This is a genomic window from Pseudidiomarina insulisalsae (assembly GCF_003987065.1).
Lineage (GTDB): Bacteria > Pseudomonadota > Gammaproteobacteria > Enterobacterales > Alteromonadaceae > Pseudidiomarina > Pseudidiomarina insulisalsae.
The window spans coordinates 322,885-344,757 of sequence record NZ_PIPY01000001.1 but is presented as its reverse complement, the minus strand read 5'-3'; the positions used below and the strand labels follow the sequence as shown (position 1 = coordinate 344,757).

The window sequence follows — 21,873 nt, the reverse complement described above, 5'->3', positions numbered from 1 at the left end:
TGACATTTGTGCGCTGCAATGCGATGATAAGCACACGTTTCAATCGCGAATCACAAGGGTACAGTTTACCGATGTTTAAGCTGAAAGTAATGCCTCCGATCATTGTAGCAGCTAGCTTAAGTCTGGTCGCCTGTGGACAGAAAGGTCCGCTGGAAATGCCGGCACCGGCAGAAAAGAATCAGCCAGCAGCGGTAGCCCCGGTGACGCAAGCACAGGATAGCAACGTAAAATTATGAGTTTTCACTATAAAGAGACTGAACTGTTCGCAGAAGATTGTGCGGTGACGGACCTTGCTGCAAAGTACGGTACGCCGCTGTTCGTCTACTCTAAAGCTGCGATCAAAGCAAACTGGGAGCAGTTTGCCCAACATTGGCCGGCACCTCATAAGCTTTGTTATGCGGTAAAAGCCAACTCGAACCTGGCAGTGTTAAATTTACTCGCGCGTTTGGGCGCTGGTTTTGACATTGTCTCCGGCGGTGAGCTGGCACGCGTTTTGGCCGCCGGCGGTAAAGCGCAAGATGTGGTGTTTTCGGGGGTAGCGAAAAGCCACGACGAAATTGCTTATGCGCTGGAACAAGGCATTGGCTGTTTCAATGTCGAGTCGACCGCCGAACTGGAGCGCATTCAGACGATTGCCGCAGAAAAGGGCGTGAAGGCACCTGTATCGCTGCGGGTCAACCCTGATGTCGACGCACAAACCCACCCGTACATTGCTACCGGACTGAAAGCCAATAAGTTTGGTATTGCCATGAGCGAAGCGCGCGAGGTATTTCGTCGTGCCGCGCAAATGCCAAACCTCAATGTCTGTGGTGCCGACTGCCACATTGGCTCACAGATTCTGAGTCCACAACCCTTTTTAGATGCTGCTGAGCGGATGTTTGCGTTGGTGCGTGATTTGCGCGCCGAAGGTATCGCCATCAAGCATCTGGACATGGGCGGCGGCTTTGGCATTCCTTACCAACAGGAAGAGAAGCTGGAAGTAAGTGGTTACTTACGTGAGTTGCAACGTAAGGCAGACGAAGTGGGCGATCTTAAGCTCATGCTCGAGCCGGGCCGCTCCATTGTCGGTAATGCCGGCATCATGGTCACCAAAGTCGAGTACTACAAACCTGGTAGCGAGAAGAACTTTCTGCTGGTCGACGCTGGCATGAATGACCTACTGCGCCCGGCGCTTTACAACGCCTACCATGCCATTCAACCAGTGCAACGGCACGACGGTCTGGATGAGCAGCTGGTCGATGTGGTGGGTCCGGTGTGCGAAACCGGTGACTTTTTCGGTCATGCCCGGCACCTCGCGGCACAAGAAGGTGATTTGCTGGCGGTAATGAATGCGGGTGCCTATGGTTTCACTATGGCCTCTAATTACAATACCCGACCACGCGCGGCCGAAGTGATGGTCCATGGTGACACAGCAACACTTATTCGCGAGCGTGAACCGCTCGAGAGTTTATGGCAGGGTGAACACTTACTCGGAGACAACGTGTGAACTTCAGTAAGATGCACGGCTTAGGCAATGACTTTATGGTCATTGATAACGTGACCCAGAATATTTACCTTAACCCTGAGCAGATCCGACGCTGGTCGGATCGCTACCGGGGCATCGGCTTTGATCAGTTGCTGCTGGTCGAGCCGCCTTATGATCCCGATCTCGACTTTCACTACCGCATATTTAATGCCGATGGCAGTGAAGTCTCGCAATGTGGCAATGGCGCACGCTGTTTCGCTCTGTTTGTTAAATTAAAAGGTCTCAGCAATAAGCAGCATCTGAAAGTCAGCACCAAAACTGGCACGATGGTCTTGCATCATGAACGCGATGGGCGTATTACAGTAGAAATGGGCGAGCCCACTTTTACACCTGCCGAAGTGCCCTTCAAAGCTAATAAAGAAGAGCAGACTTATGTGCTACGGGTGCAGGATCAAACCGTGCTGTGTGGCGTAATGGGCATTGGCAATCCGCATTGTGTGATGGAGGTCGATGACATTCATCATGCCCCGGTCGGCACTCTGGGGCGCGCGCTTGCCACGCATGAGCGTTTTCCCGAGGGTGTGAATGTTGGCTTTATGCAGATCATCAATCGCGAACATATTAAACTGCGGGTGTTCGAGCGTGGTACCGGCGAGACTCAGGCCTGTGGCAGTGGCGCCTGCGCGGCCGCGGTCATTGGCATGAGTCAGGGTAAGCTTGACGAAGAAGTAAAGGTACACCTGCCAGGTGGCCAGCTAACCATACGCTGGCGGCCCGGACAAACTATACGCATGACCGGGCCTGCGGAACATGTTTTTGACGGACATTTGAAACTATGAGCAACGAAGCAAAAAAACAAGCTCAGACAACGGTAGTAGATGACACGCTGATTGCCGCCTATCTGGACGAGAACCCGGATTTTTTTGAACGTCACCCGCAATTACTGCAGCGCTTAACAGTGCGCCATCAAACCAAAGGCGCGGTTTCGTTAGTTGAGCGCCAACAGCAGATGCTACGTCAGCGTGTGCAGCAGCTTGAAGAAGAAATTACCGAACTGATGGTGACCGCACGACGTAACGAAGAATTGTTTCGTTACTTCAGTGAGCTGTACGTGAAGTTGCTGCAAAGTGAGAGCCTGAGCGATGTGATGGAGAGTCTGCAGGAAACGTTTTCCACACAGTTGCAGATGCCTGCGCTCAGCATGAAGTTTTTTGACAGCCCGTTGGAATTGGAGGAACAGTTTACTTTTGCGGCCGATACCCATAAGCAATTACTCAGCAAGCGTTTTCAGGACGAAACTATTTATCTGGGACGGCTGACAGCGAATGAGCAAAAACTACTTTTCCCTGATGAAACGATCGCCTCGGTCGTGCTGTTGTTGCTGGGTGAAAAAGGCGAATTAGGCATGCTGGCGATTGGTAATCATGATGCCGGCCATTTTGAGCCAGCGATGGACACCTTGTTCGTGAAACAGTTACAAGTGCTGTTGAGTCAGGTGCTGCCGCCGCTGTTACACCATCATGCATCTGCTTGAGGCGCGACAAAAGTTTTTAAACCACCTTGCCGGTGAGCGCGGCCTTGCCGAGCATACGCTGGCTAACTACGGCCGTGTACTGCAGCGCGATATCGATCACCTCAGCGAATTAGGCGCACAGCAAGTCGCGGATATTTCATTGACTGTGTTCGAACGGTTATTTATGCATTGGCGTCATCAGGGGCTGGGTGACGCGTCATTAGCGCTGCGTCTTGCCGCCTGGCGTTCCTGCTTCGATTATTGCATGCGCGAAGGTTGGCGGCTGGATAATCCGGCGCGGCAAACCAGAGCTCCAAAGCCCGCGAAGCGCTTACCGAAGAACCTGGATGTAGACAGCATCAGTCAGTTACTGCAATTACCCGAAGACGATGAGCTGGCGCTACGTGACGCCGCCATGATGGAGTTACTCTACGGTAGCGGCCTGCGCCTGGCAGAGCTGGTAGCGCTGGATATTGACGCGATTAATCCGCGTCATCAGGAGCTGCGGGTATTAGGTAAAGGCGGTAAGACGCGCATTGTGCCTTATGGTCGCTGCGCCGCTGAGGCTCTGCGTAAATGGCTACCGGTGCGCAGTCAGTGGTTACGGGGCAGTCTGACAGAAGTGGCGCTGTTTATCAGCCAGCGGCAACGGCGCATCAGCCCCCGCACCGTGCAACAGCGTCTGAATTACTGGGGCCAGCGCCAGGGACTGAACGGCAACCTGCATCCGCACAAACTACGGCACTCCTTTGCCTCACATATGTTAGAATCGAGTGGTGATTTGCGCGCGGTGCAGGAGTTATTAGGGCATGCCAATCTGAGCACTACTCAGGTTTATACCCACCTCGATTTCCAGCATCTGGCCAAAGTCTATGACGCGGCCCACCCGCGCGCGCGTAAGAAATAACGAACGGGAGCGCTATGCAGTTTTATCGTCGACCCCAGCCGGTAGCGGCGATCAGTTTTGATCTTGATGACACCCTGTACGACAATTTTCCGGTAATGCAGCAAGCAGAAGCCGAGGGTTATCGCGCACTTTGCGAACGCTTTCCGCAAGCGCAACAGTGGACGCAGCAGCAATGGGCTCAGCGCCGTTGGCAGCTCATGCAAAGCGACGCTGAACTTGGCAGCGACATGACTGCGCTGCGTTTAGAAACGATTCGCCGGGGACTGTGTGAACTTGGGCTCAGCGACAGTCAGGCGCGTTCCGGTGCCGACGAAGTTTTTGCTGTTTTTCTTGAGCATCGCAATCGTGTGCAGGTGCCGCCAGCGAGCCATGAGTTGTTACGCGCGCTTGGCGAGCGCTACCCGCTGGTAGCCATCAGTAATGGCAATGTTGATACCGGTGTGATTGGTCTCAAAGATTACTTTGATTGGGTGGTTCAGCCTGCCAAAGGCGTGCGTGGTAAACCCCACAGCGATATGTTTGCCGCTGTCGAAAAACGTTACCCGAAACTGCCGGCCAGCGCCTGGTTGCATGTTGGCGATAGTCCGCTAGCGGATATCCTCGGTGCCCAGCGTATGGGCTGGCAAACCGCATGGTTCCGCCAGGGATTATATAGCGGCGACAGCCTGGAAGTTCTCCCGACACTGGCCTTTGACGCGCTGCCACAGCTGCAGCAGTGGCTACTCAGGTAACTGGTTGCATATACAGTAGTGGCGCTTTAAACTGTCAGTCTATACCGCCCGACCCCGCACTGGCAGAAAAACGGAAAAGTGTATGACACAGCACCCCTTGCTTGAGCAATTAAACGATAAACAACGCGCCGCCGTCAGCGCGCCTGAACGCCATATGCTGGTGCTGGCAGGTGCCGGTAGTGGTAAAACCCGGGTGTTAGTGCATCGCATTGCCTGGCTGTTGCAGGAATTTCATTTATCGCCTTACAGCGTAATGGCTGTTACGTTTACCAACAAAGCTGCGGCGGAAATGCGTGGCCGGGTGGAAGAGCTGGTTGGCAGTTCAACCCGCGCCATGTGGATCGGTACTTTCCATGGTCTGGCACACCGGTTACTGCGCGCCCACTACATGGATGTCGACCTGCCACAGAACTTTCAAATTCTCGACAGTGATGATCAGCAACGTATGCTTAAACGCATCATGCGTAGCATGAACCTTGATGAGAAGCGTTGGTCGCCAAAACAGGCGCAGTGGTTCATCAATGCCAAGAAAGACGAGGGTCTGCGCGCCCACCATCTGGACGGGCACGATTTTAATGAGCGTACCTACAAAGAAATCTACGATGCCTATCAGGTCGCCTGTGATCGCGCCGGTCTGGTGGACTTTGCTGAGCTGCTTTTACGCGCGCATGAACTGCTACGTGACAACCGCATTGTTCGTGAACATTATCAACGCCGTTTCCGGCACATTCTGGTCGACGAATTCCAGGACACCAATGCCATTCAGTATGCCTGGGTGAAGCTGCTCTCTGGCGGCGGTGGCGATCATGAGAACTATGTCACTATTGTCGGTGACGATGACCAGTCGATTTACGGCTGGCGCGGTGCAAAAATTGAGAATATTCATCAGTTTACCCGAGACTATCCCAGCGTTGAGACGATCCGTCTGGAGCAAAATTACCGCTCGACCAATACCATTCTCAGTGCCGCCAATAGTGTCATTGCGAATAATAACGATCGCCTCGGCAAAGAGCTCTGGACCGATGGCAGCCATGGTGAGCCGATTGACTTGTACGCGGCTTACAATGAGCTTGATGAAGCGCGTTACATCGCCAGCCAGATTGAAAGCTGGCATGAGAAAGGCAATGCCTTACAAGACGTGGCGCTGCTGTATCGCAGTAACGCCCAGTCGCGGGTGCTCGAGGAAGCTTTGCTGCACGCGCGCATTCCCTATCGTATTTATGGTGGCCTGCGCTTCTTCGACCGCCAGGAAGTGAAAGACGCACTCGCGTACCTGCGCTTGCTCGCGAACCGCAATGATGACGCCGCCTTAGAGCGGGTGATTAATACCCCGACACGCGGCATCGGTGCCCGTACCCTGGAGATTATTCGCGATGGCGCGCGGCAGCGGGGCACCTCACTTTGGGACGCGGCAAAACAACTGGCCAGCGAAAAGGTGCTGACCGGACGCGCGGCAAATGCGGTACTGGCCTTTACCGATCTCATTCAGCAACTTGAAGATGAGACCGGCGAATACAGTCTGGGACGGCAGGTCGACACGGTCATTAAAAGCAGTGGCCTGATGGCCATGTATCAGGCCGAAAAGGGTGAGAAAGCTGAAACCCGCGTGGAAAACTTAAAAGAGCTGGTGAACGCCTGTGACAATTTTGACCAGCTGGATAACGAGCAGCCAGAGGACATGACCCCGCTCAACGCCTTTTTAGCGCACGCCGCGCTGGAATCGGGTGAAGAGCAGGCCGATGAGTACCAGGACGCGGTGCAGTTAATGACGTTACACAGTGCTAAAGGCCTGGAGTTTCCGTTGGTGTTTATGTGTGGCGTTGAGGAAGGTTTATTCCCGTCACAACAGTCGCTGGATGAGGCTGGCCGCTTAGCCGAAGAGCGTCGTTTGTGTTATGTCGGCATGACCCGCGCCATGCAAAAGCTGGTGATCACCTATGCCGAGCAGCGACGGGTATACGGGCAAGAGAAGCTACATCGTGCCAGTCGCTTCATTGCGGAAATTCCGCCGGAGAACCTGCACCATGTGCGAATGCAATCGCGTTCGCGCCCGGCTGACGACTTTGCTGGTACCCAGCAGAGCTATGGGCGTTTCCATAGTGGCGCGAGCCACGAAGCATTCGCCGAAAGTGGCTATCAACTGGGTCAGCGGGTGCGGCATAGCAAGTTTGGTGAGGGGACCGTGCTCAATTACGAAGGCAGCGGTCCGCAAAGCCGTATTCAGGTCAACTTTGATGACCTTGGCAGCAAGTGGTTGGTGGTGGCTTACGCCCGTCTTGAGCGCTGCTGATGCAGCAGCGTATCAAGGCTATACAGTGCCAATGCCGACCAGATAATGGCAAAGGTCACCAGTTTGTCAGCCGCCAGCGGCTCGCCATAGACCCACACTGCCAGAATAAACATTAAGCTGGGGCCGATATACTGAAAGAACCCAAGCGTGGCATAACGAATGCGTTGCGCGGCGGCGGTAAAGCACAACAGCGGAGCGGTGGTGACGATACCGGCTGCCATGAGCAGCAAATTGAGCTGCCAGGTGTTGGTCGTCATGTCACTCGCTGCAGAGTCGGCAAAGAAGAACAGGTAAATTACCATCAATGGCAGCAAGATGGTCGTTTCCAGCCATAGTCCCGTCATCGAGTCGACCGGCAAGCGTTTGCGAATGGCGCCATAGGTCGCAAAGCTACAGGCCAGTGCCAAAGCCACCCAAGGCACCGAACCAAACGAAACAATCTGAATCAGTACGCCCGTGACCGCAAGGCCAATGGCGACAATTTGCATGCGGCGCATGCGCTCGGCAAAAACAACAATGCCAATGGCGACATTTAATAACGGGTTAATGTAATACCCGAGACTAGCGTCAAGAATGTGATCGTTGTTAATCGCCCAGATAAATAAAAACCAGTTTCCGGCCAGCAAAAAGGTCGCTATGGTCAGTCGCAACATTTGCGCGCGATTGGTCACCACAGGTTTGATGCGATGCCAGCGGCGCAGACCCATGATCAGCATCAGCACCAGTACGAACGACCAGATAATGCGATGGGCAAGAATTTCAAACGCAGGTACCTGCTGCAGCCATTTAAAGTAAATAGGAGCAACGCCCCACATGGTGTAAGCGGCAATCGCAAACATAACACCATGGCGACTGCGCGTAGCATCATCGGTCATTCATCAGCTCTCTTTTTGAATCGTTTTTAGAAATAGTGCGAAAAATAACCAGTTACCACGGCGATTTGTCGGAAAAGCCGGCTTGGCGGTGGTGCTGGCCGCGCAGGATGCATACAATAGAACGTATTCACCTTTTCCGCAATCGGAGCCCCCGTTAATGACTGCTATTGCGCTGTCAAAAGTACTTGCCGATGTCTTTGGCTACGCCGCTTTCCGGCCCGGCCAGGAGCAGGTCATTGGTGCGGTGCAGCAAGGGCAGGACGCGCTGGTGCTAATGCCCACCGGTGGCGGTAAGTCGCTGTGTTATCAGTTGCCGGCACTGATGGCCGAGGGTGTCAGCCTGGTGGTCTCTCCGCTCATTTCACTGATGCAGGATCAGGTAGAGAGCTTAAAGACCATGGGCGTGGCTGCCGCGGCGCTGCATAATGGCCTTGCACCCGAGCAGCAACAGCAGGTGTTACAACAAGCAGCCACAGGCCAGTTAAAGCTTCTGTATGTAAGCCCTGAGCGAGCCCTGCAAGGGTACTTTATGCGTCAGTTGCAACAGTGGCAGGTGACGTTGGTCGCGATTGATGAGGCACACTGCATTTCGCAGTGGGGACATGACTTTCGCCCCGAATACGGGCAGCTGGCGCAGCTCCGTGAGGCGTTGCCGCAGGTGCCGTTTATGGCGCTCACCGCGACTGCCGATGCCGCGACCGAGGCGGATATTATTCAGCGTCTGCACCTGCACCAGCCGGAAGTGTTTAAAAGCTCTTTTGATCGGCCGAATATTCGTTACATTGTTGAAGAGAAATTTAAGCCGCAGAAGCAGTTGCGTGACTACATTGCGAAACAAAAAGGCGCTTCCGGCATCGTTTATTGTGGTAGCCGCAAGCGCGTTGATGAATTAGCCGAGCGTCTGCGTCAGGATGGTATTCGTGCCGCGGGTTATCATGCTGGCATGGCGCATGACGAGCGTGATCTGATTTTACGCGGCTTTGTGCGTGATGATATTGACGTGGTCGTGGCGACGGTCGCCTTTGGGATGGGAATCAACAAGCCCAATGTGCGTTTTGTTGTTCATTTTGATGTTCCCCGCAGTATTGAAGCCTACTATCAGGAAACCGGTCGCGCCGGACGTGACGGTCTGCCCGCCGAAGCAGTGCTGTTGTATGACCCAAGCGACGCTGGCTGGATCCGCAGTATGATCAACGAACACCCTGACGAGCAGCGACGCCAGGTCGAGTTGCATAAATTTGGTGCCATGCAGGCGCTTGGTGAAGCGCAAACCTGTCGTCGGCTGGTATTACTGAATTACTTTAATGAGTTTCGCGACGAAGCCTGTGGTAACTGCGATATCTGTCTCGATCCGCCACGCCAGTACGATGGCACGGTCGACGCGCAAAAGGTTCTAAGCTGCATTTACCGCGTGGGGCAACGCTTTGGTGCCAATCATGTCATAGATGTCTTGCGTGGCAGTCAGTCGCAGCGCCTCACCGCGTTAGGACATGAACAATTGTCGACCTTTGGCATTGGCGCTGAGCAAAGCCAAAGCTACTGGCTGGGTATTATTCGCCAGCTAATTCACCGTGGTCTGGTGATTCAGAATATTCAGCATTACGGCACCTTGCAGTTGACCGCGGCTGCCCGCCCGGTATTGCGGGGCGAAGTGGCGCTGCAACTGGCCGAGCCGCGGATGAACCTGGCGGTAAGCAAGCCGAAAGTAACCGACCGCGCCGACTACGACAAACTCCTGTTTCGCCGCTTGCGCGCCCTGCGTAAGAGCATCGCTGAAGCGGAGGACAAGCCGCCGTTTGTGGTATTCAGCGACGCGACTCTGGTCGAAATGGCCGTGCATTACCCCACCGACGAGCAAAGCATGATGCTGATCAGCGGCGTCGGGCAAACCAAATATGCCCGTTATGGTGAGGCGTTTATTGCCGCCATTACCGCGTATCTGGATGCAGAGGAAGAGCCGCTACTGCAGTTTTAAGCGGATCGGGCGAAGTAAAATTGCCACAGGTCCTGCAATACAGGAACAATTGACGCGACCAGAATCAGCCCCATGGTCACGTTAAACACACGCTGAAACACTGAGTTTGCCAGTAGCTTCCGTAATAGACGCCCAAAAAGTAACCAAATACCGACACAGGGAAACGCCATCAGCAAAAACGCCAGGGTAATGGCCAGCACTTCAGTCACCGGGTTACCGTGCACCGTGGTATAGGCGGCAACAGCGCCCGAGGCCATCATCCAGGCTTTGGCATTCACCCACTGAAATGCCGCCGCCTGCCAGAAATTAAAAGGTTTCCTCTCGCCGCGCTTAATGGCTTTGGGTTCGGCGCTGGCAATGTGCCAAGCCAGCCACAGTAAATAAAGCACCCCAACGACCTTAATCAGCTGGTGCAGATTGGGAAACTTTTCGAACACCACCCCAAAACCAAAACCGACCAGTAAGACCATCAGCGGGAATCCCAGACAAATGCCGAGAAAGTGCCGCATGCTGGCGCGAACACCGTAATTGACGCCAGATGACATGATCATGACATTATTTGGCCCGGGCGTGATAGTTGTTGAAAAAGCAAAAAACAGTACCGCGATGAAAATTTCCATAGTGAACTCATTTTCCGTGAGATCTGTATACTTAGAATAAGTGTGCCCCGAGAAGCAAGTGAAAAACAAGGAGATCTGATGCACAAATTGACAATGAAACTGACAATGGCGCTCTGTGTCTGGTCATTGCTGGCCGTGCTTACCGCCTCTGCCACGCCGCTTACCGCTCAGGCCGATAGTGCCAACCCCGCCGCCGCGCCACTGGATGTCGCGGTACGCGTCAGCCCGCCGTTCGTGACCAAAGACGAACAAGGGCAGTTCCGCGGGCTGACCATTGAACTGTGGGAGCATATCGCGACAGTGAACGGCTATGACTATAACTATCGTGAGGTTGGCCTGGATGCGCTGATTTCCGGCGTTGCGCTTGCAGATTATGACGTCGGCTTAGGAGCAGTATCAGTGACCGCCGACCGGGAAAGCATGATTGACTTTACGCTGCCGTTTTATAACGCCGGCCTGGGGATTGCGGTACCGGCTGCCGAGGGCGCTGGCTGGTGGCCAACCATCAAACGTTTTCTCAGCTTCGAGTTTATGACAGTCATGCTGGCGCTCATCGGTATTTTACTGATTGCCGGCTGGTTGGTCTGGCTGGCCGAGCGGCGGCATAACCCCGACGAGTTCAAAAACGCTTCGGTGCGCGGCATTGGTGCAGGCTTCTGGTGGGCGGCAGTGACGATGACTACCGTCGGTTATGGTGACAAGTCACCCCGTAGTTCGTTAGGCCGGCTGATCGCCCTGGTGTGGATGTTTACAAGTGTCATTATTATTTCCAGTTTTACCGCATCGATTACCTCAGCGCTAACCATTAACAAACTGTCGACCCGGGTACAGAGCAAAGATGACCTGGTCAGCGTACGCGTCGCCAGTGTGCCGAACTCATACAGCGCGTACTGGCTCGATCGCGAGAATATTGGTTATCAGGAGTACGAGAACCTGCGCGAGGCATTGTTGGCGGTGCAGCAGGGCCGGGCCGATGCCGTTGTGTATGACGCGCCATTACTGAAATATCAGTTGCGCAAAGGTTTTAAAGGCTTAATCGTACTGCCGGAAACCTTCGCCCCGCAAGACTATGCCATTGTGTTACCACAACGTGCGGAACACCGCGAAGAGGTCAACGGCGCATTATTGCGTTATGTGCGTAGTGCCGAATGGCGTGAAGCGGTCAGTCGTTATCTGGGAGATTCGCTATAATCTAAGCGTCTACCTAAAGGAGGATAAACCATGCTAGGTTTAACGTTTGCTGTACTGATGGCGGGGGCATCGGCCCCCGCGACCGTTACGATTAACGAGTGGCAGGTGCCCTGGCCCGACTCGCGACCGCGCGATCCTTACGTACAAAATGCTGAACATGTCTGGTTTGTCGGGCAACGTGCCGATTACGCCGCAATTCTGAACCCGCAGACCGGTGAGTTTCAACGCATTGACCTGCCGGCTGGCGCCGGACCGCACAATATTATCGTCGATGAGCGTGGTGCCTGGTATGCCGGTAACAAAGCCGCACATATCGGTCGGATTGATCATGCTACTTATGAAATTACCCAGTATCCGCTACCGGGCGATGGCCGCCGGGACGTGCATACCATGCAGTTTACTGAGGAGGGTGACATCTGGTTCACCGCGCAGGGCGCCAATCAGCTCGGCTTTTTCGACGTCAGCGCTAATGAGATTGAGCTCTATGACGTGGCGACACCACGGGCGCGCCCCTACGGTCTGATCATGGTCGATGGCCAGCCTTGGGCTACGTTGTTTGGCAGCCACAAACTGGTGACCTTCCGTGATGGCGCCCTCCATGAAATTGAATTGCCTCGCCCGCAAGCCAACCGACCCCGTCGTCTGGCCGAAGGCACCGATGGTGCTATCTGGTACGTGGATTATGCTGGCGGTCATCTGGGTCGCTATGACCGCGACACTGGCGAGGTGCAGGAATGGCCAATGCCGGCGGGCAACGGCTCACTACCTTACGCCATGGCAGCCGATGATCAGGGCTATCTCTGGTTTGCCGAGACCGGACCGCAACCGAACCGCTTCGTCGGCTTTCATATTGACAGCGAAGAATTCACGGAGCCCGTGCCGGTGCCTAGCGGCGGTGGCACCGTGCGCCATATGGTATTTGATAAGGCCAGCCAGAGCCTGTGGTTTGGCACCGATGCCAACACCGTTGGTCAGGCGCGTATTGAGTACGCCGACAATTAACCGAGCCACTGCGTGATCTGCGGCCACAATACCGTGGCCCAGATCACGCCAATCAACACCAGACTAAACATGACGGCGGTCGAGGCAATGTCCTTGGCTTTGCCGCTAAGTTCGTGAAGGTCAGGGCTAATGCGATCGACGGTTGCTTCAACGGCTGAATTTAACAGCTCAACAATCAGCAGAATAAAGACCGGCAGCATCAATAACGCCCGTTCGACTGCTTGATCGGTCAGCCACCAGGCTAGTGGCAGGAGTATTGCAGCCAACAACATGTCCTGGCGGAATGCGGCCTCGCTGCGCAGCGCAATGCGCAGACCACGGTAAGAGTTCACGGTAGCGCGGACAATGCGCAGCAGTCCTTTTTGCGGTGGTTTCATCGTATTACTTTTCGTTTCAGTCAGATGGTGTACAGTGTAATACATCAGTGAACTTAAGGATCGCTTAACTTTATGGCTCCTCACAATCATTGGCAACTGATTGCGCTTGATGACTTTGAACGCCCTTCAGCACCGGCCAGCACCATGGTGCAGAAAACCTGGCTACGCCTGCAGAATATGCTCGGGCTGACCCGCGATGAAGATGCCACGCCAGAAGAGCAGGACTTTCCTCATTATCGTGAATTTGACCTCGAACCTGGCGTAGCCGCTGTTGAGCAAGCCTGGGAAGACAGTGACAGCGCGCCAAGCGTACGTTTTGTCGTCAGCCCACCGTTTAGCGGCTCCGGTGCCATTCTGCGCGCCTGGGCGAAAAAGCATGGCTATCAACAATTAGATTTACCTGACAAAGAACAGCTGCAAAGCGCCGAAACGCAAAGCTGGTGGAAGCCGCAGCAATGCGAGCGCTGGTTACTCGATGAATTTTCTTCATTCTGGTTGCGTACGACCTCGCACATGCAGTTTATCCGTGCTTTATTGCCACGTCTGCTGCGCGGTGAATTAGGGCAGGGAGTCGTCGTGGTAGATAGCTGGACCTTTGCCTTTTTACAACGTGCCTGGCCGCTTAGCTTGCCACACTGTTACTGCTTTGCTGCCGCCACGCCAGAGCTGCTGCGGCAGGTCGGCATAGAAGCCAGTGATAAAGTACTGCGTAAACTCAACGCCAAGGCACGCGGCAATGTTGCCGTCGCCCTTGCCCTGTGGGCCTTAGAGCAGGAAAGCGAGAGAACATCACCGCAAATGCCCAGTGAGGCAGATGACGGCACTGCTTTCATCTTGTACGCGTTATTGCTGCACCACGGCCTGAAGGGCGAGCACCTACAGCTGGTATTGCCCATGCTGGCGCCGGATCAGCTGGACGTGCAGTTACTTAGACTGCAACAAAACGGTGTAATTGAATTTGATGACGACAATGTCTGGCGGGTCACGGTCTATGCCTATGTCGATGTGCGTGACTTCCTAGCCGGCCGCGGTTACTGGTTAGACGCATTTTAACGGGAGCGTCATGGATACGGAAAAGTTTTTAAGCATTTTCAAAGATATCGATAGCGCCGCCCTGCTTGAGATCGGCATTGTTATTGTCCTGTCCTGGGTGGTTATCTGGTGCAGCCAGAAGCTCTTACCTATGCTGGCCGACCATTTTCATGGTAAGCAAAGGTTGTTTGTGCTGGCGCTTATTCCCACGGTACGGGTTGTGGTGCTTATTGCTGCCATTGTTTGGGTCATACCGCTGATTATTGAACCAAGCGCGCGCAATATGGTAGCCATTATTGGCGCGGCAGGTTTGGCCATTGGCTTTGCGCTAAAAGACTATGTCAGCAGTGTGGTGGCCGGGGTCGTTGCGGTCTACGAAGTGCCCTATCGTCCGGGTGATTGGATCTGTGTCGAAGGTACCTACGGCGAAGTGAAGCATATCGGCATGCGCGCCGTCGAAATTGTCACTCCCGATGACACTGTGGTTTTCATTCCGCATATGAAACTGTGGTCGGCGCTGATACATAACGCCAATAACGGTGGCCCGAGCCTGATGTGCGTGGCCGACTTTTACCTGCACCCTGAACATGATGCTAATCAGGTCAAGCACTTGCTTGAGGACGTAGCACTGACCAGTCCCTATGTGCAACTGGCGAAACCTATTGTCGTGGTCAGCAACGAAGAGCCCTGGGGTACGCATTATAAACTGAAAGCCTACCCCATTGACCCGCGTCAGCAATTCCAGTTTCTGACGGACCTGACCGCGCGAGGCAAATCCTGCCTGCGTGCGTTACCGGTTAGTTTCGCCCGGCTGTCACCAGAGCACGCTGCTCAGCTAAACCCATAGACAAAACGTAGGGCACGTCTGCTTGCGTCTGGCGTTCGCTAAAGTCAGCTTTGCTGCGCAAACCCTGCCAGTTGATGGCAATCAGTGATTGCGCCACCGCGCCGCCAAGACCGCTGCCGGGGCCGAGCAGGATAATATGATCCGGCGCATACTCTTTCACCGCCACCTGCACTGCCTTGGTAAAATCAAAGGTTTCTGTGACCTGGTGGCCCAGCGTATAACGCTGCAAGGCGGTGCGATCGGTCTCAGGTGAAAGCCATTGCTGGCCGCGACCGTCGATGAGCGGCGTTTGTGGCGGCTGGAATGCTGCCACCGGCCAGGTTTCCTGTGCTTGCGCGGCAGCGGCAGCCATTAACCTGGTGTGAAATGCCGCATGGCCGGGAAGTAACAACGGAAAACGCTCATCTGCCACGGGCAGCGCTTTCATTGCTGCTGCACAGGCCTCTTCGGTACCCGCCAGAACCGCATAGCCGCCATAATTGATCGAGCGCATCAACTGGCCCTGGTGTGCGGCCAGTTGTTCCTCAACTAAGGCGATGCGCTGTGCATCAGGGCGCCATTCACTGTCCACCACCGGGTAGATAAATTGCGCACCCGCGCCGCCAGCGGTCAACAGCGCCATACTGGTGACTAAACGGGTGCTGGTTGCGACCGACCAGGCGCCGCCACACGCCATGGCGGTATACCAACCCATTGAATTCCCGGTAATGGCGGCAATATCGTAGCGCTCCCGGTCGATGCTCAGATAATCAAGATAACCGGCCGCATAGATGAGTGCGGCCGCATGCTCAGGTTTTTGGTGCAGCGACGTTTTAAACAGTTTGGCCTGATCTAATTCGCTGACCGTCGCCAGGCCTGACTGGGCGCGCTCAGCGTCTATCTGGCTAAGTACAGATTGCAAATCTTCTTTTATTTTCGGCGAAGATGCACCTAGATTCGCGGAAATAGAGCCAAGTTCAGGTTTATTATAAGTGCCACGTCCCGGGCAGATGACTAAAGCGGTTTTCTTCATTTTTGTGCTTCCTGTAACATCTTTTCGGCCGCTGTAACGATACCCTCAGCTGAGGGTAAAACCGCATAAGCCGCTTTGCCCAGCGGAATGAAGCTGTCCTCGGCGGTGAGCCGCTGCACGGTAAAGCGCCCCGGGTAGTCCTCGCACAAAGCGGTGGTCAGCTCTTCACTCAGTGAGCCGCGGCGGCGACACTCATCGACAATCAATACCCGTTTACAGTTCTCCAGCGCTGCCACAATTTTGTCGACGTGCAAGGGTACCAGGCAACGCAGATCCAGAACCCGCACCTTGTGGCCAGCCGCCGTTAATTTAGCCTCGGCCTGACGGCTCAGATAATAGCCGTTGCCGTAAGAAATAATCGCCAGTTCTTCACCGCTACCATGTACAGCCGGTTCACCCGGTTCAGGTAGTGCTGTATCCGGCTCCGGATAGTCGCAAAGCCAGCCACCGTCGCCTTCGCTATGCAGGTCGCGCGTCATGTACAGCGCAATGGGCTCAAGCATAACGACCACGCGTTGTTCGACAGCTGCCAGATGGACCGCCTGACGCATGAGCAGCGCGCCGTCGTGACCGTTCGAGGGACATAACACGATGACCCCGGGGATATCACGAAAGACTGCGAAGGAATTGTCGTTGTGGAAATGGCCGCCAAAGCCCTTCTGGTACGCCAGACCGGCAATGCGAATGACCATCGGGTTGGTGTACTGGCCATCGGAGAAAAACGATAACGTCGCCGCTTCGCCGCGGATCTGGTCTTCGGCATTATGCACGTAAGCCAGAAACTGAATTTCCGGCATGGCAATGAAGCCCTGCTGGGCCATACCAATGGCGAGCCCCAGAATACTTTGCTCGTCCAGCACGGTATTTAGTACGCGGTTTGGACCAAAGGCTTCCATCAGATGTTGCGTGACGTGGTAAACACCGCCTTTTTTCGCGATATCTTCACCACACATGACGATATTCTGATACTGCGCCATCAGGTCGTGTAAGGACCAGTTCAGCAGTTTGGCCAGGTGCTGGCGCTTGGTGAAATTGTGCTTGTCCCAGTGGAACAATTGCTGGCGCTGCTGCGACCCCGGAACTGCCGGCAGCTGCTCGGCCGGCCGCTTCGGCGGCACGATGGAGCGCATCACCTGTTCGGCTGTTTCCAGCTTCGGCTGTTGCGCTGCCTGCGCGGCTATCCTGGCAATACGCTGTTGTTGACGGCGAATATGTTCAACCAGTGAGGCATGGCTATACAGGTCACGGTTGATCAGCGCGGCGCAGCTGAAGAGCAGCGGGTCACGCTCAGCATCGCGGGCAATTTCCTGCTTGCTGCGATACGCCACTTCAGCGTCGGCACCGGCGTGCCCGAACAGTCGTATGGTGCGCAGATGTAGTACTGCGGGCTTGCGTTTTTGGCGTACATAATCAGCAGCTTGCTGCGCGACCAGATAAGTCTCAGCAAGGTTGCTGCCGTCAGCGAAAAAGTATTTTAGTGCCGGCCGCTGGCTTAATTGCTGCTGGATCCAGCCTTGCGGGGTATGGGTGGAAATACCCAGACCATTGTCCTCGCAAACCAGTAACAATGGCATCGGAATTTGCTGGTAGGCTGCCCAGCTGGCTGAGTTGATAGCGCCTAACGCAGTGGAATGATTCGCTGAGGCATCGCCAAAGCTGCACATAGCAATGGCATCATGAGGCCAGCTGCCCTGATGTTGCAGCCGTTTGGACAGTCCAATAGCAAACGCGGTACCCATGGCTTTAGGCAGGTGCGAAGCAATAGTACTGGTCTGCGGCGGGATATGCAGAACCAGACTACCCAGCACTTTGTGGCGGCCACCCGAGATCGGGTCGTGACTGGAAGCGGCGAAACTCAGCAACATGTCATAAAAAGGCGTGCCGCCGGGCCTTTGTTTTGCCCGTTGTAAGAAAAACGCCCCGCTGCGGTAATGCAAAAAAGCCGGGTCGTTAACGCGCAGTGCTTTGGCAACAGCAGCGTTGGCCTCATGTCCTGAACTGCCAATAGTATAAAAGCTTTGCCCGGCAGCCTGCATCAGACGCGACTGCAAATCGAGCAAGCGACTGGCGAGTTGCGAGTCGAACAGCTCAGTCAGGTCCGCGTCACTTAAAATGCCGCCTGCTGCCTGTGCGTGTGGCAACTGTTGTTGTTCTATACGCTGGATAAACTCGCCCAGCCATGGGTGCATTGCTGCAGCCATAAACGCCTCCCTTGGTCTGCGTAGCTGAGTGAGTTAGCAGCTAAAAGCCTGAATGCCCGTTTGCGCGCGACCCAGAATGAGCGCGTGCACGTCGTGGGTGCCCTCGTAGGTGTTGACTGCTTCGAGGTTCATCACATGCCGAATCACATGGTATTCATCGGCAATGCCATTGCCACCGTGCATGTCGCGGGCAATGCGAGCAATGTCGAGCGCCTTGCCGCACGAGTTGCGTTTTATTAGCGAGATGGTTTCCGGTGGTAATTGACCGGCGTCCATCAGGCGTCCGGCCTGTAAGCAGCCGAGCAGACCGATACTGATCTCGGTTTGCATGTCAGCAAGCTTCTTCTGGACTAGCTGTGTGGCTGCCAGCGGGCGATTAAATTGTTCGCGATCAAGGGTGTACTGACGTGCTGCATGCCAGCAGAACTCTGCCGCTCCTAAGGCACCCCAGGCAATGCCGTAGCGCGCCTTATTCAGACAGCCAAACGGACCTTTCAGACCACTGACATTTGGCAGCAACGCAGACTCAGGCACCTCAACATTATCCATCACAATCTCGCCGGTAATCGACGCGCGTAACGAAAACTTACCTTCAATCTTCGGCGCCGACAGTCCCTTCATGCCCTGCTCAAGAATAAAGCCACGGATTTCACCATCAAGTTTCGCCCAAACTACAAAGACATCGGCAATCGGTGAGTTGGTGATCCACATTTTGCTGCCCTTCAGCACATAACCACCGTCGACTTTCTTCGCTGTGGTACGCATGCCGGCCGGGTCTGAACCCGCGTCCGGTTCGGTAAGGCCAAAGCAGCCGACCCACTCACCGCTGGCCAGCTTCGGCAAATATTTCTGTCGTTGTTCTTCGGTACCATATTCGTGAATCGGGTGCATGACCAACGACGACTGCACACTCATGGCACTGCGATAGCCACTGTCGACCCGCTCTACCTCGCGCGCCACCAGCCCGTAACAGACATAATTGACCGCCGAGCAGCCATACTTCTCGGGCAACGTAGCACCTAACAGACCCAGCTCACCCAGCTCATTCATGATTTCGCGATCAAAGCGCTCTTCACGGTTAGCAGTTAATACACGGGGCATGAGCCTTTCCTGACAATACTGGTGGGCAGTATCACGGATCATGCGTTCTTCTTCGCTCAGCATGGAGTCAAGCTGAAACGGGTCTTGCCAGTCAAAAGGGAAACGAGCCATCAATAAACCTCAAATACGTTATTAGTTATTAGTTATTAGTTATTAGTTATTAGTTATTAGTTATTAGTTATTAGATATTAGATATTAGTTATTGGATATTAGTTATTGGAATGCAGTTGGCAGAGCCAATAAGTGCTCTCAATAACTAGTATCCAATAACCATCAACGTGGTTGTTTTGTATCACTTTACGATGAAATGACGTAAAGTTAAATCATATAAATTTTAGAGTAGGTATAGCTTTTAACTATGGATTTGCGTCAGTTGCAATATTTCGTTGCCGTCTATGAGCAAGGTAGCATCAGCGCCGCCGCCCGCGCCTGTCACGTGGCGCAGCCGAGTTTGTCAAAAGCCCTGCAACAGCTCGAAGATGAGTTGCAGGTGCAGCTGTTTCAGCGCCAGTCGCGGGGTGTCACCGCCACCGAAGATGGCGAGCGTTTGTATGGTCATGCCGGGCGCATGTTAAGTCAGATGCAGTCGTTGCGGGCATCGTTTCGGCACAGTGTAACGCGCGTGCAGTTCCGCCTGGGTCTGATTCGGGCCTTGGGGGTAGAGCGCATGAGTCAGTTGTTGCGCGACTTTACCGCCGGCGTCGATGGCCTTGAGTTGCACTTGGTGGAGCCTGACGAGGAAGCGGATGCCCGAATTATTACCCCGCGTATGCTCAAAGCCGGCGAGCAGTTTTTGCCGATCTGGCATGACCGCTTTGTGCTGGCCCTGCCTGCTGGCCACCCGCTGGCACTACAGGAACAGATCACGCTGGCGCAGATGCAGGGACAGGCGTTGATCAAGCGTACCCCTTGTGAAGCCTGGTCCACTTTCTATCCGGAACTGGTGCGACAGGGCATTCAACCCGATATTCGCGCCGATATTCATACCATTGAGTATGCGCTGGGCCTGGTTTCGGCCGGCGTGGGCTGCGCGCTGGTGCCTGATTTAGAATCGTTACGGGCACGCCATGACGTGGTACTGCGACCGGTCGCCGATTTAAATCTGGAGCGCACCATTGGCATGGCGTACCCCCGCAGCCAAGGCGAGAGCGGCCCGCTGCGCTGGTTACAACAGGTGTGCCGGCAAACCGCCGGGCACAGCTGACGGGAAGCGTCAGCTGTCCGGCACCAGGTGCATGCAGTCGACCGGACACACCGGAATACAGGCCGGAGCGTCATAAAAGCCTTCGCACTCGGTACATTTGTCGGCATTCACGACATAATGGGCGGGGCCCATTTCAATGGCCTCATTCGGACATTCGGGTACGCACATATCGCAGTTAATACAATCACTATCAATGATGACCGGCATGGGACACCTCCTTGATGGCAATCGCCCCGGGGGGCTTGGGTAATTCTTTTATCAGCATGGCAAAGCCGTTATCGCCAGGTGCCAGTTCGCACGGTAGCCGCAGCTGCACTTCATGACCTGAGCCAGGTGCCCGCGCTACCGGCTCAAGCTGCTGGTTGTAAAGTGTGCCGGCGACAAAGCGGACATTGCCTGACGGCTTCATCAGTATCAGCTGATCACCGCTGGCAAAGGCGTTTTTCACGGTCACCGTGGCATCCAGAGCATCGCTTCGCAAAATATCGCCGACCAGTAACTGCTCGCCCTGACTGTGGCTGGTCTGGTAGTTCTGCAATTCACTGGGCACATGGCGGCGCAAGAAGCCTTCGGTAAAGCCGCGGTTGGCCATGCCTTCCAGGTCCTGTAACAGTGCCCGATTAAATGGCCGGCCCGCAACGGCATCGTCAATGGCCTGACGGTACACCTGCGCGGTGCGGGCTACGTAATAATTGGATTTGGTGCGACCTTCAATTTTTAACGAGTGGATACCCATGGCGGCAAGCGCCTGCACATGCTGTACACCGCGCAAATCTTTGGAGTTCATGATGTAGGTGCCGTGAATGTCCTCATCCATCAGCATCAGCTCGCCGGGGCGTTGCGGCTCTTCCAGCAATACCGGGCGATCAATGGGGCGGAACTGGCCGACCGCGTCTTCGACCGCGTCATGTACCTGATACGGCCAGCGACAGGCATTGGTACAGGCGCCCTGATTCGGGTCACGCTTATTAATGTAACCCGACAGCAGGCAGCGGCCCGAGTACGCCATGCACAGCGCTCCGTGGACAAAAACCTCCAGCTCCATGTCTGGACATTGGGCGCGAATTTCAGCGATTTCTTTCACTTCCAGTTCGCGCGACAAGATCACCCGACAGATGCCTTGTTGCTGCCAGAATTTCACCGCCGCCCAGTTAATGGTATTGGCCTGTACCGACAAGTGCAGCGCCTGCTCCGGATAATGTTCGCGCAACAGCATAATAATGCCGGGGTCAGAAACAATCAGGGCGTCGGGCTTCAGTGCCACCACCGCAGCCATGTCGGCGACAAAGGTTTTCAGTTTGGCGTTATGCGGCGCCAGGTTCACCACCACGTAGAATTTTTTGCCCAGCGCATGGGCTTCTTCAATACCTACTTTCAGGTTGGCCAGGTCGAAACTGTTGTTACGCACACGCAGGCTGTAGCGTGGTTGACCGGCATAAACCGCGTCGGCGCCATAGGCGAAGGCCATGCGCATGGCATCGAGGCTACCGGCCGGGCAAAGTAATTCGGGGGCTTTCATGGTTTTGGACA

The 21,873-nt window shown here is 54.8% G+C and carries 21 protein-coding genes; 13 read left to right on the top strand and 8 right to left on the bottom strand.

Annotated features, from left to right (window positions below; genetic code table 11):
* The first annotated feature begins 71 nt into the window (after positions 1-71).
* The 7 genes from lptM to uvrD all read left to right on the top strand — a co-directional run bounded on the left by lptM (position 72) and on the right by uvrD (position 6,906).
* Positions 72-236, top strand: a complete 165-nt coding sequence (gene lptM / locus CWI71_RS01530; protein ID WP_126753489.1) for an LPS translocon maturation chaperone LptM — start codon at positions 72-74, stop codon at positions 234-236.
* Complete coding sequence (gene lysA / locus CWI71_RS01525) at positions 233-1,486, top strand: diaminopimelate decarboxylase (RefSeq protein WP_126753488.1); 1,254 nt, start codon at positions 233-235, stop codon at positions 1,484-1,486. The genes lptM and lysA overlap by 4 nt, the downstream gene beginning before the upstream one ends.
* Positions 1,487-1,497: 11 nt before the next feature.
* Positions 1,498-2,304, top strand: a complete 807-nt coding sequence (gene dapF, locus CWI71_RS01520; protein WP_338050040.1) for a diaminopimelate epimerase — start codon at positions 1,498-1,500, stop codon at positions 2,302-2,304.
* Complete coding sequence (locus tag CWI71_RS01515; protein ID WP_126753486.1) at positions 2,301-2,999, top strand: DUF484 family protein; 699 nt, start codon at positions 2,301-2,303, stop codon at positions 2,997-2,999. The genes dapF and CWI71_RS01515 overlap by 4 nt, the downstream gene beginning before the upstream one ends.
* Positions 2,986-3,885: a tyrosine recombinase XerC gene (locus CWI71_RS01510; RefSeq protein WP_126753485.1), complete on the top strand. Its 900-nt coding sequence runs from the start codon at positions 2,986-2,988 to the stop codon at positions 3,883-3,885. Before CWI71_RS01515 ends, CWI71_RS01510 begins: the two co-directional genes overlap by 14 nt.
* Before the next feature lie 14 nt (positions 3,886-3,899).
* Positions 3,900-4,616 (top strand): HAD-IA family hydrolase, encoded by a 717-nt coding sequence (locus tag CWI71_RS01505; protein ID WP_126753484.1) that lies wholly within the window; start codon positions 3,900-3,902, stop codon positions 4,614-4,616.
* A gap of 82 nt (positions 4,617-4,698) precedes the next feature.
* On the top strand, positions 4,699-6,906 hold the full coding sequence (gene uvrD, locus CWI71_RS01500) for a DNA helicase II (RefSeq protein WP_126753483.1): 2,208 nt from the start codon (positions 4,699-4,701) through the stop codon (positions 6,904-6,906).
* On the opposite strand, the gene rarD is transcribed toward uvrD, so the two are convergent.
* Positions 6,882-7,781, bottom strand: a complete 900-nt coding sequence (gene rarD, locus CWI71_RS01495) for an EamA family transporter RarD (protein WP_126753482.1) — start codon at positions 7,779-7,781, stop codon at positions 6,882-6,884. The two genes, uvrD and rarD, sit on opposite strands and share 25 nt — an antisense overlap.
* Before the next feature lie 157 nt (positions 7,782-7,938).
* Here rarD and recQ point away from each other — a divergent pair, with 157 nt between their 5' ends.
* Positions 7,939-9,756: a DNA helicase RecQ gene (recQ, locus tag CWI71_RS01490; protein WP_126753481.1), complete on the top strand. Its 1,818-nt coding sequence runs from the start codon at positions 7,939-7,941 to the stop codon at positions 9,754-9,756.
* On the opposite strand, the gene CWI71_RS01485 is transcribed toward recQ, so the two are convergent.
* Positions 9,753-10,376: a LysE family translocator gene (locus CWI71_RS01485; RefSeq protein ID WP_126753480.1), complete on the bottom strand. Its 624-nt coding sequence runs from the start codon at positions 10,374-10,376 to the stop codon at positions 9,753-9,755. The genes recQ and CWI71_RS01485 overlap by 4 nt on opposite strands.
* 78 nt (positions 10,377-10,454) lie before the next feature.
* Between CWI71_RS01485 and CWI71_RS01480 the strand changes: the two genes are divergently transcribed.
* Together CWI71_RS01480 and CWI71_RS01475 are read left to right on the top strand one after the other, a co-directional pair.
* Positions 10,455-11,567 carry a transporter substrate-binding domain-containing protein gene (locus CWI71_RS01480; protein WP_126753479.1) on the top strand — a complete coding sequence of 371 codons (1,113 nt, stop codon included), beginning with the start codon at positions 10,455-10,457 and terminating at the stop codon, positions 11,565-11,567.
* Between the two features lie 30 nt (positions 11,568-11,597).
* Positions 11,598-12,569 (top strand): Vgb family protein, encoded by a 972-nt coding sequence (locus CWI71_RS01475; RefSeq protein WP_126753478.1) that lies wholly within the window; start codon positions 11,598-11,600, stop codon positions 12,567-12,569.
* On the opposite strand, the gene CWI71_RS01470 is transcribed toward CWI71_RS01475, so the two are convergent.
* The gene (locus tag CWI71_RS01470; RefSeq protein ID WP_126753477.1) at positions 12,566-12,946 is read right to left on the bottom strand and encodes a diacylglycerol kinase; all 381 of its coding nucleotides are present in this window, start codon (positions 12,944-12,946) and stop codon (positions 12,566-12,568) included. The genes CWI71_RS01475 and CWI71_RS01470 overlap by 4 nt on opposite strands.
* 72 nt (positions 12,947-13,018) lie before the next feature.
* Between CWI71_RS01470 and CWI71_RS01465 the strand changes: the two genes are divergently transcribed.
* Both CWI71_RS01465 and CWI71_RS01460 read left to right on the top strand, forming a co-directional pair.
* The gene (locus tag CWI71_RS01465) at positions 13,019-13,999 is read left to right on the top strand and encodes a hypothetical protein (RefSeq protein ID WP_126753476.1); all 981 of its coding nucleotides are present in this window, start codon (positions 13,019-13,021) and stop codon (positions 13,997-13,999) included.
* 10 nt (positions 14,000-14,009) lie between these two features.
* Positions 14,010-14,825 carry a mechanosensitive ion channel family protein gene (locus CWI71_RS01460; protein ID WP_126753475.1) on the top strand — a complete coding sequence of 272 codons (816 nt, stop codon included), beginning with the start codon at positions 14,010-14,012 and terminating at the stop codon, positions 14,823-14,825.
* On the opposite strand, the gene CWI71_RS01455 is transcribed toward CWI71_RS01460, so the two are convergent.
* Genes CWI71_RS01455 through CWI71_RS01445 form a run of 3 tightly spaced genes read right to left on the bottom strand, consistent with a single transcriptional unit; the run spans position 14,776 to position 19,250 of the window.
* Complete coding sequence (locus CWI71_RS01455) at positions 14,776-15,837, bottom strand: malonyl CoA-ACP transacylase (protein WP_126753474.1); 1,062 nt, start codon at positions 15,835-15,837, stop codon at positions 14,776-14,778. The genes CWI71_RS01460 and CWI71_RS01455 overlap by 50 nt on opposite strands.
* Positions 15,834-18,038: a thiamine pyrophosphate-dependent enzyme gene (locus tag CWI71_RS01450; RefSeq protein WP_126753473.1), complete on the bottom strand. Its 2,205-nt coding sequence runs from the start codon at positions 18,036-18,038 to the stop codon at positions 15,834-15,836. The genes CWI71_RS01455 and CWI71_RS01450 overlap by 4 nt, the downstream gene beginning before the upstream one ends.
* A gap of 33 nt (positions 18,039-18,071) precedes the next feature.
* The gene (locus tag CWI71_RS01445; RefSeq protein WP_126753472.1) at positions 18,072-19,250 is read right to left on the bottom strand and encodes an acyl-CoA dehydrogenase; all 1,179 of its coding nucleotides are present in this window, start codon (positions 19,248-19,250) and stop codon (positions 18,072-18,074) included.
* Positions 19,251-19,497: 247 nt separating this feature from the next.
* On the opposite strand from CWI71_RS01445, the gene CWI71_RS01440 reads away from it, so the two are divergent.
* Positions 19,498-20,343, top strand: a complete 846-nt coding sequence (locus CWI71_RS01440; protein WP_126753471.1) for a LysR family transcriptional regulator — start codon at positions 19,498-19,500, stop codon at positions 20,341-20,343.
* Positions 20,344-20,352: 9 nt separating this feature from the next.
* On the opposite strand, the gene CWI71_RS01435 is transcribed toward CWI71_RS01440, so the two are convergent.
* A complete protein-coding gene (locus CWI71_RS01435) occupies positions 20,353-20,550 on the bottom strand; it encodes a YfhL family 4Fe-4S dicluster ferredoxin (RefSeq protein WP_126753470.1) in 198 nt (65 codons plus the stop codon).
* A complete protein-coding gene (trhP, locus tag CWI71_RS01430) occupies positions 20,534-21,862 on the bottom strand; it encodes a prephenate-dependent tRNA uridine(34) hydroxylase TrhP (protein ID WP_126753513.1) in 1,329 nt (442 codons plus the stop codon). The genes CWI71_RS01435 and trhP overlap by 17 nt, the downstream gene beginning before the upstream one ends.
* Positions 21,863-21,873: the final 11 nt, after the last annotated feature.

Bases quoted from the DNA above. Each gene is read 5' to 3' on its own strand.
- CWI71_RS01465 (WP_126753476.1), top strand. From the start codon at position 13,019: ATGGCTCCTCACAATCATTGGCAACTGATTGCGCTTGATGACTTTGAA.
- CWI71_RS01515 (WP_126753486.1), top strand. From the start codon at position 2,301: ATGAGCAACGAAGCAAAAAAACAAGCTCAGACAACGGTAGTAGATGAC.
- dapF (WP_338050040.1), top strand. From the start codon at position 1,498: ATGCACGGCTTAGGCAATGACTTTATGGTCATTGATAACGTGACCCAG.
- CWI71_RS01485 (WP_126753480.1), bottom strand. From the start codon at position 10,376: ATGGAAATTTTCATCGCGGTACTGTTTTTTGCTTTTTCAACAACTATC.
- recQ (WP_126753481.1), top strand. From the start codon at position 7,939: ATGACTGCTATTGCGCTGTCAAAAGTACTTGCCGATGTCTTTGGCTAC.
- CWI71_RS01480 (WP_126753479.1), top strand. From the start codon at position 10,455: ATGCACAAATTGACAATGAAACTGACAATGGCGCTCTGTGTCTGGTCA.
- uvrD (WP_126753483.1), top strand. From the start codon at position 4,699: ATGACACAGCACCCCTTGCTTGAGCAATTAAACGATAAACAACGCGCC.
- CWI71_RS01445 (WP_126753472.1), bottom strand. From the start codon at position 19,250: ATGGCTCGTTTCCCTTTTGACTGGCAAGACCCGTTTCAGCTTGACTCC.
- CWI71_RS01440 (WP_126753471.1), top strand. From the start codon at position 19,498: ATGGATTTGCGTCAGTTGCAATATTTCGTTGCCGTCTATGAGCAAGGT.
- CWI71_RS01435 (WP_126753470.1), bottom strand. From the start codon at position 20,550: ATGCCGGTCATCATTGATAGTGATTGTATTAACTGCGATATGTGCGTA.
- CWI71_RS01510 (WP_126753485.1), top strand. From the start codon at position 2,986: ATGCATCTGCTTGAGGCGCGACAAAAGTTTTTAAACCACCTTGCCGGT.
- CWI71_RS01475 (WP_126753478.1), top strand. From the start codon at position 11,598: ATGCTAGGTTTAACGTTTGCTGTACTGATGGCGGGGGCATCGGCCCCC.
- CWI71_RS01505 (WP_126753484.1), top strand. From the start codon at position 3,900: ATGCAGTTTTATCGTCGACCCCAGCCGGTAGCGGCGATCAGTTTTGAT.
- CWI71_RS01455 (WP_126753474.1), bottom strand. From the start codon at position 15,837: ATGAAGAAAACCGCTTTAGTCATCTGCCCGGGACGTGGCACTTATAAT.
- CWI71_RS01450 (WP_126753473.1), bottom strand. From the start codon at position 18,038: ATGGCTGCAGCAATGCACCCATGGCTGGGCGAGTTTATCCAGCGTATA.
- rarD (WP_126753482.1), bottom strand. From the start codon at position 7,781: ATGACCGATGATGCTACGCGCAGTCGCCATGGTGTTATGTTTGCGATT.
- CWI71_RS01470 (WP_126753477.1), bottom strand. From the start codon at position 12,946: ATGAAACCACCGCAAAAAGGACTGCTGCGCATTGTCCGCGCTACCGTG.
- lptM (WP_126753489.1), top strand. From the start codon at position 72: ATGTTTAAGCTGAAAGTAATGCCTCCGATCATTGTAGCAGCTAGCTTA.
- lysA (WP_126753488.1), top strand. From the start codon at position 233: ATGAGTTTTCACTATAAAGAGACTGAACTGTTCGCAGAAGATTGTGCG.
- CWI71_RS01460 (WP_126753475.1), top strand. From the start codon at position 14,010: ATGGATACGGAAAAGTTTTTAAGCATTTTCAAAGATATCGATAGCGCC.
- trhP (WP_126753513.1), bottom strand. From the start codon at position 21,862: ATGAAAGCCCCCGAATTACTTTGCCCGGCCGGTAGCCTCGATGCCATG.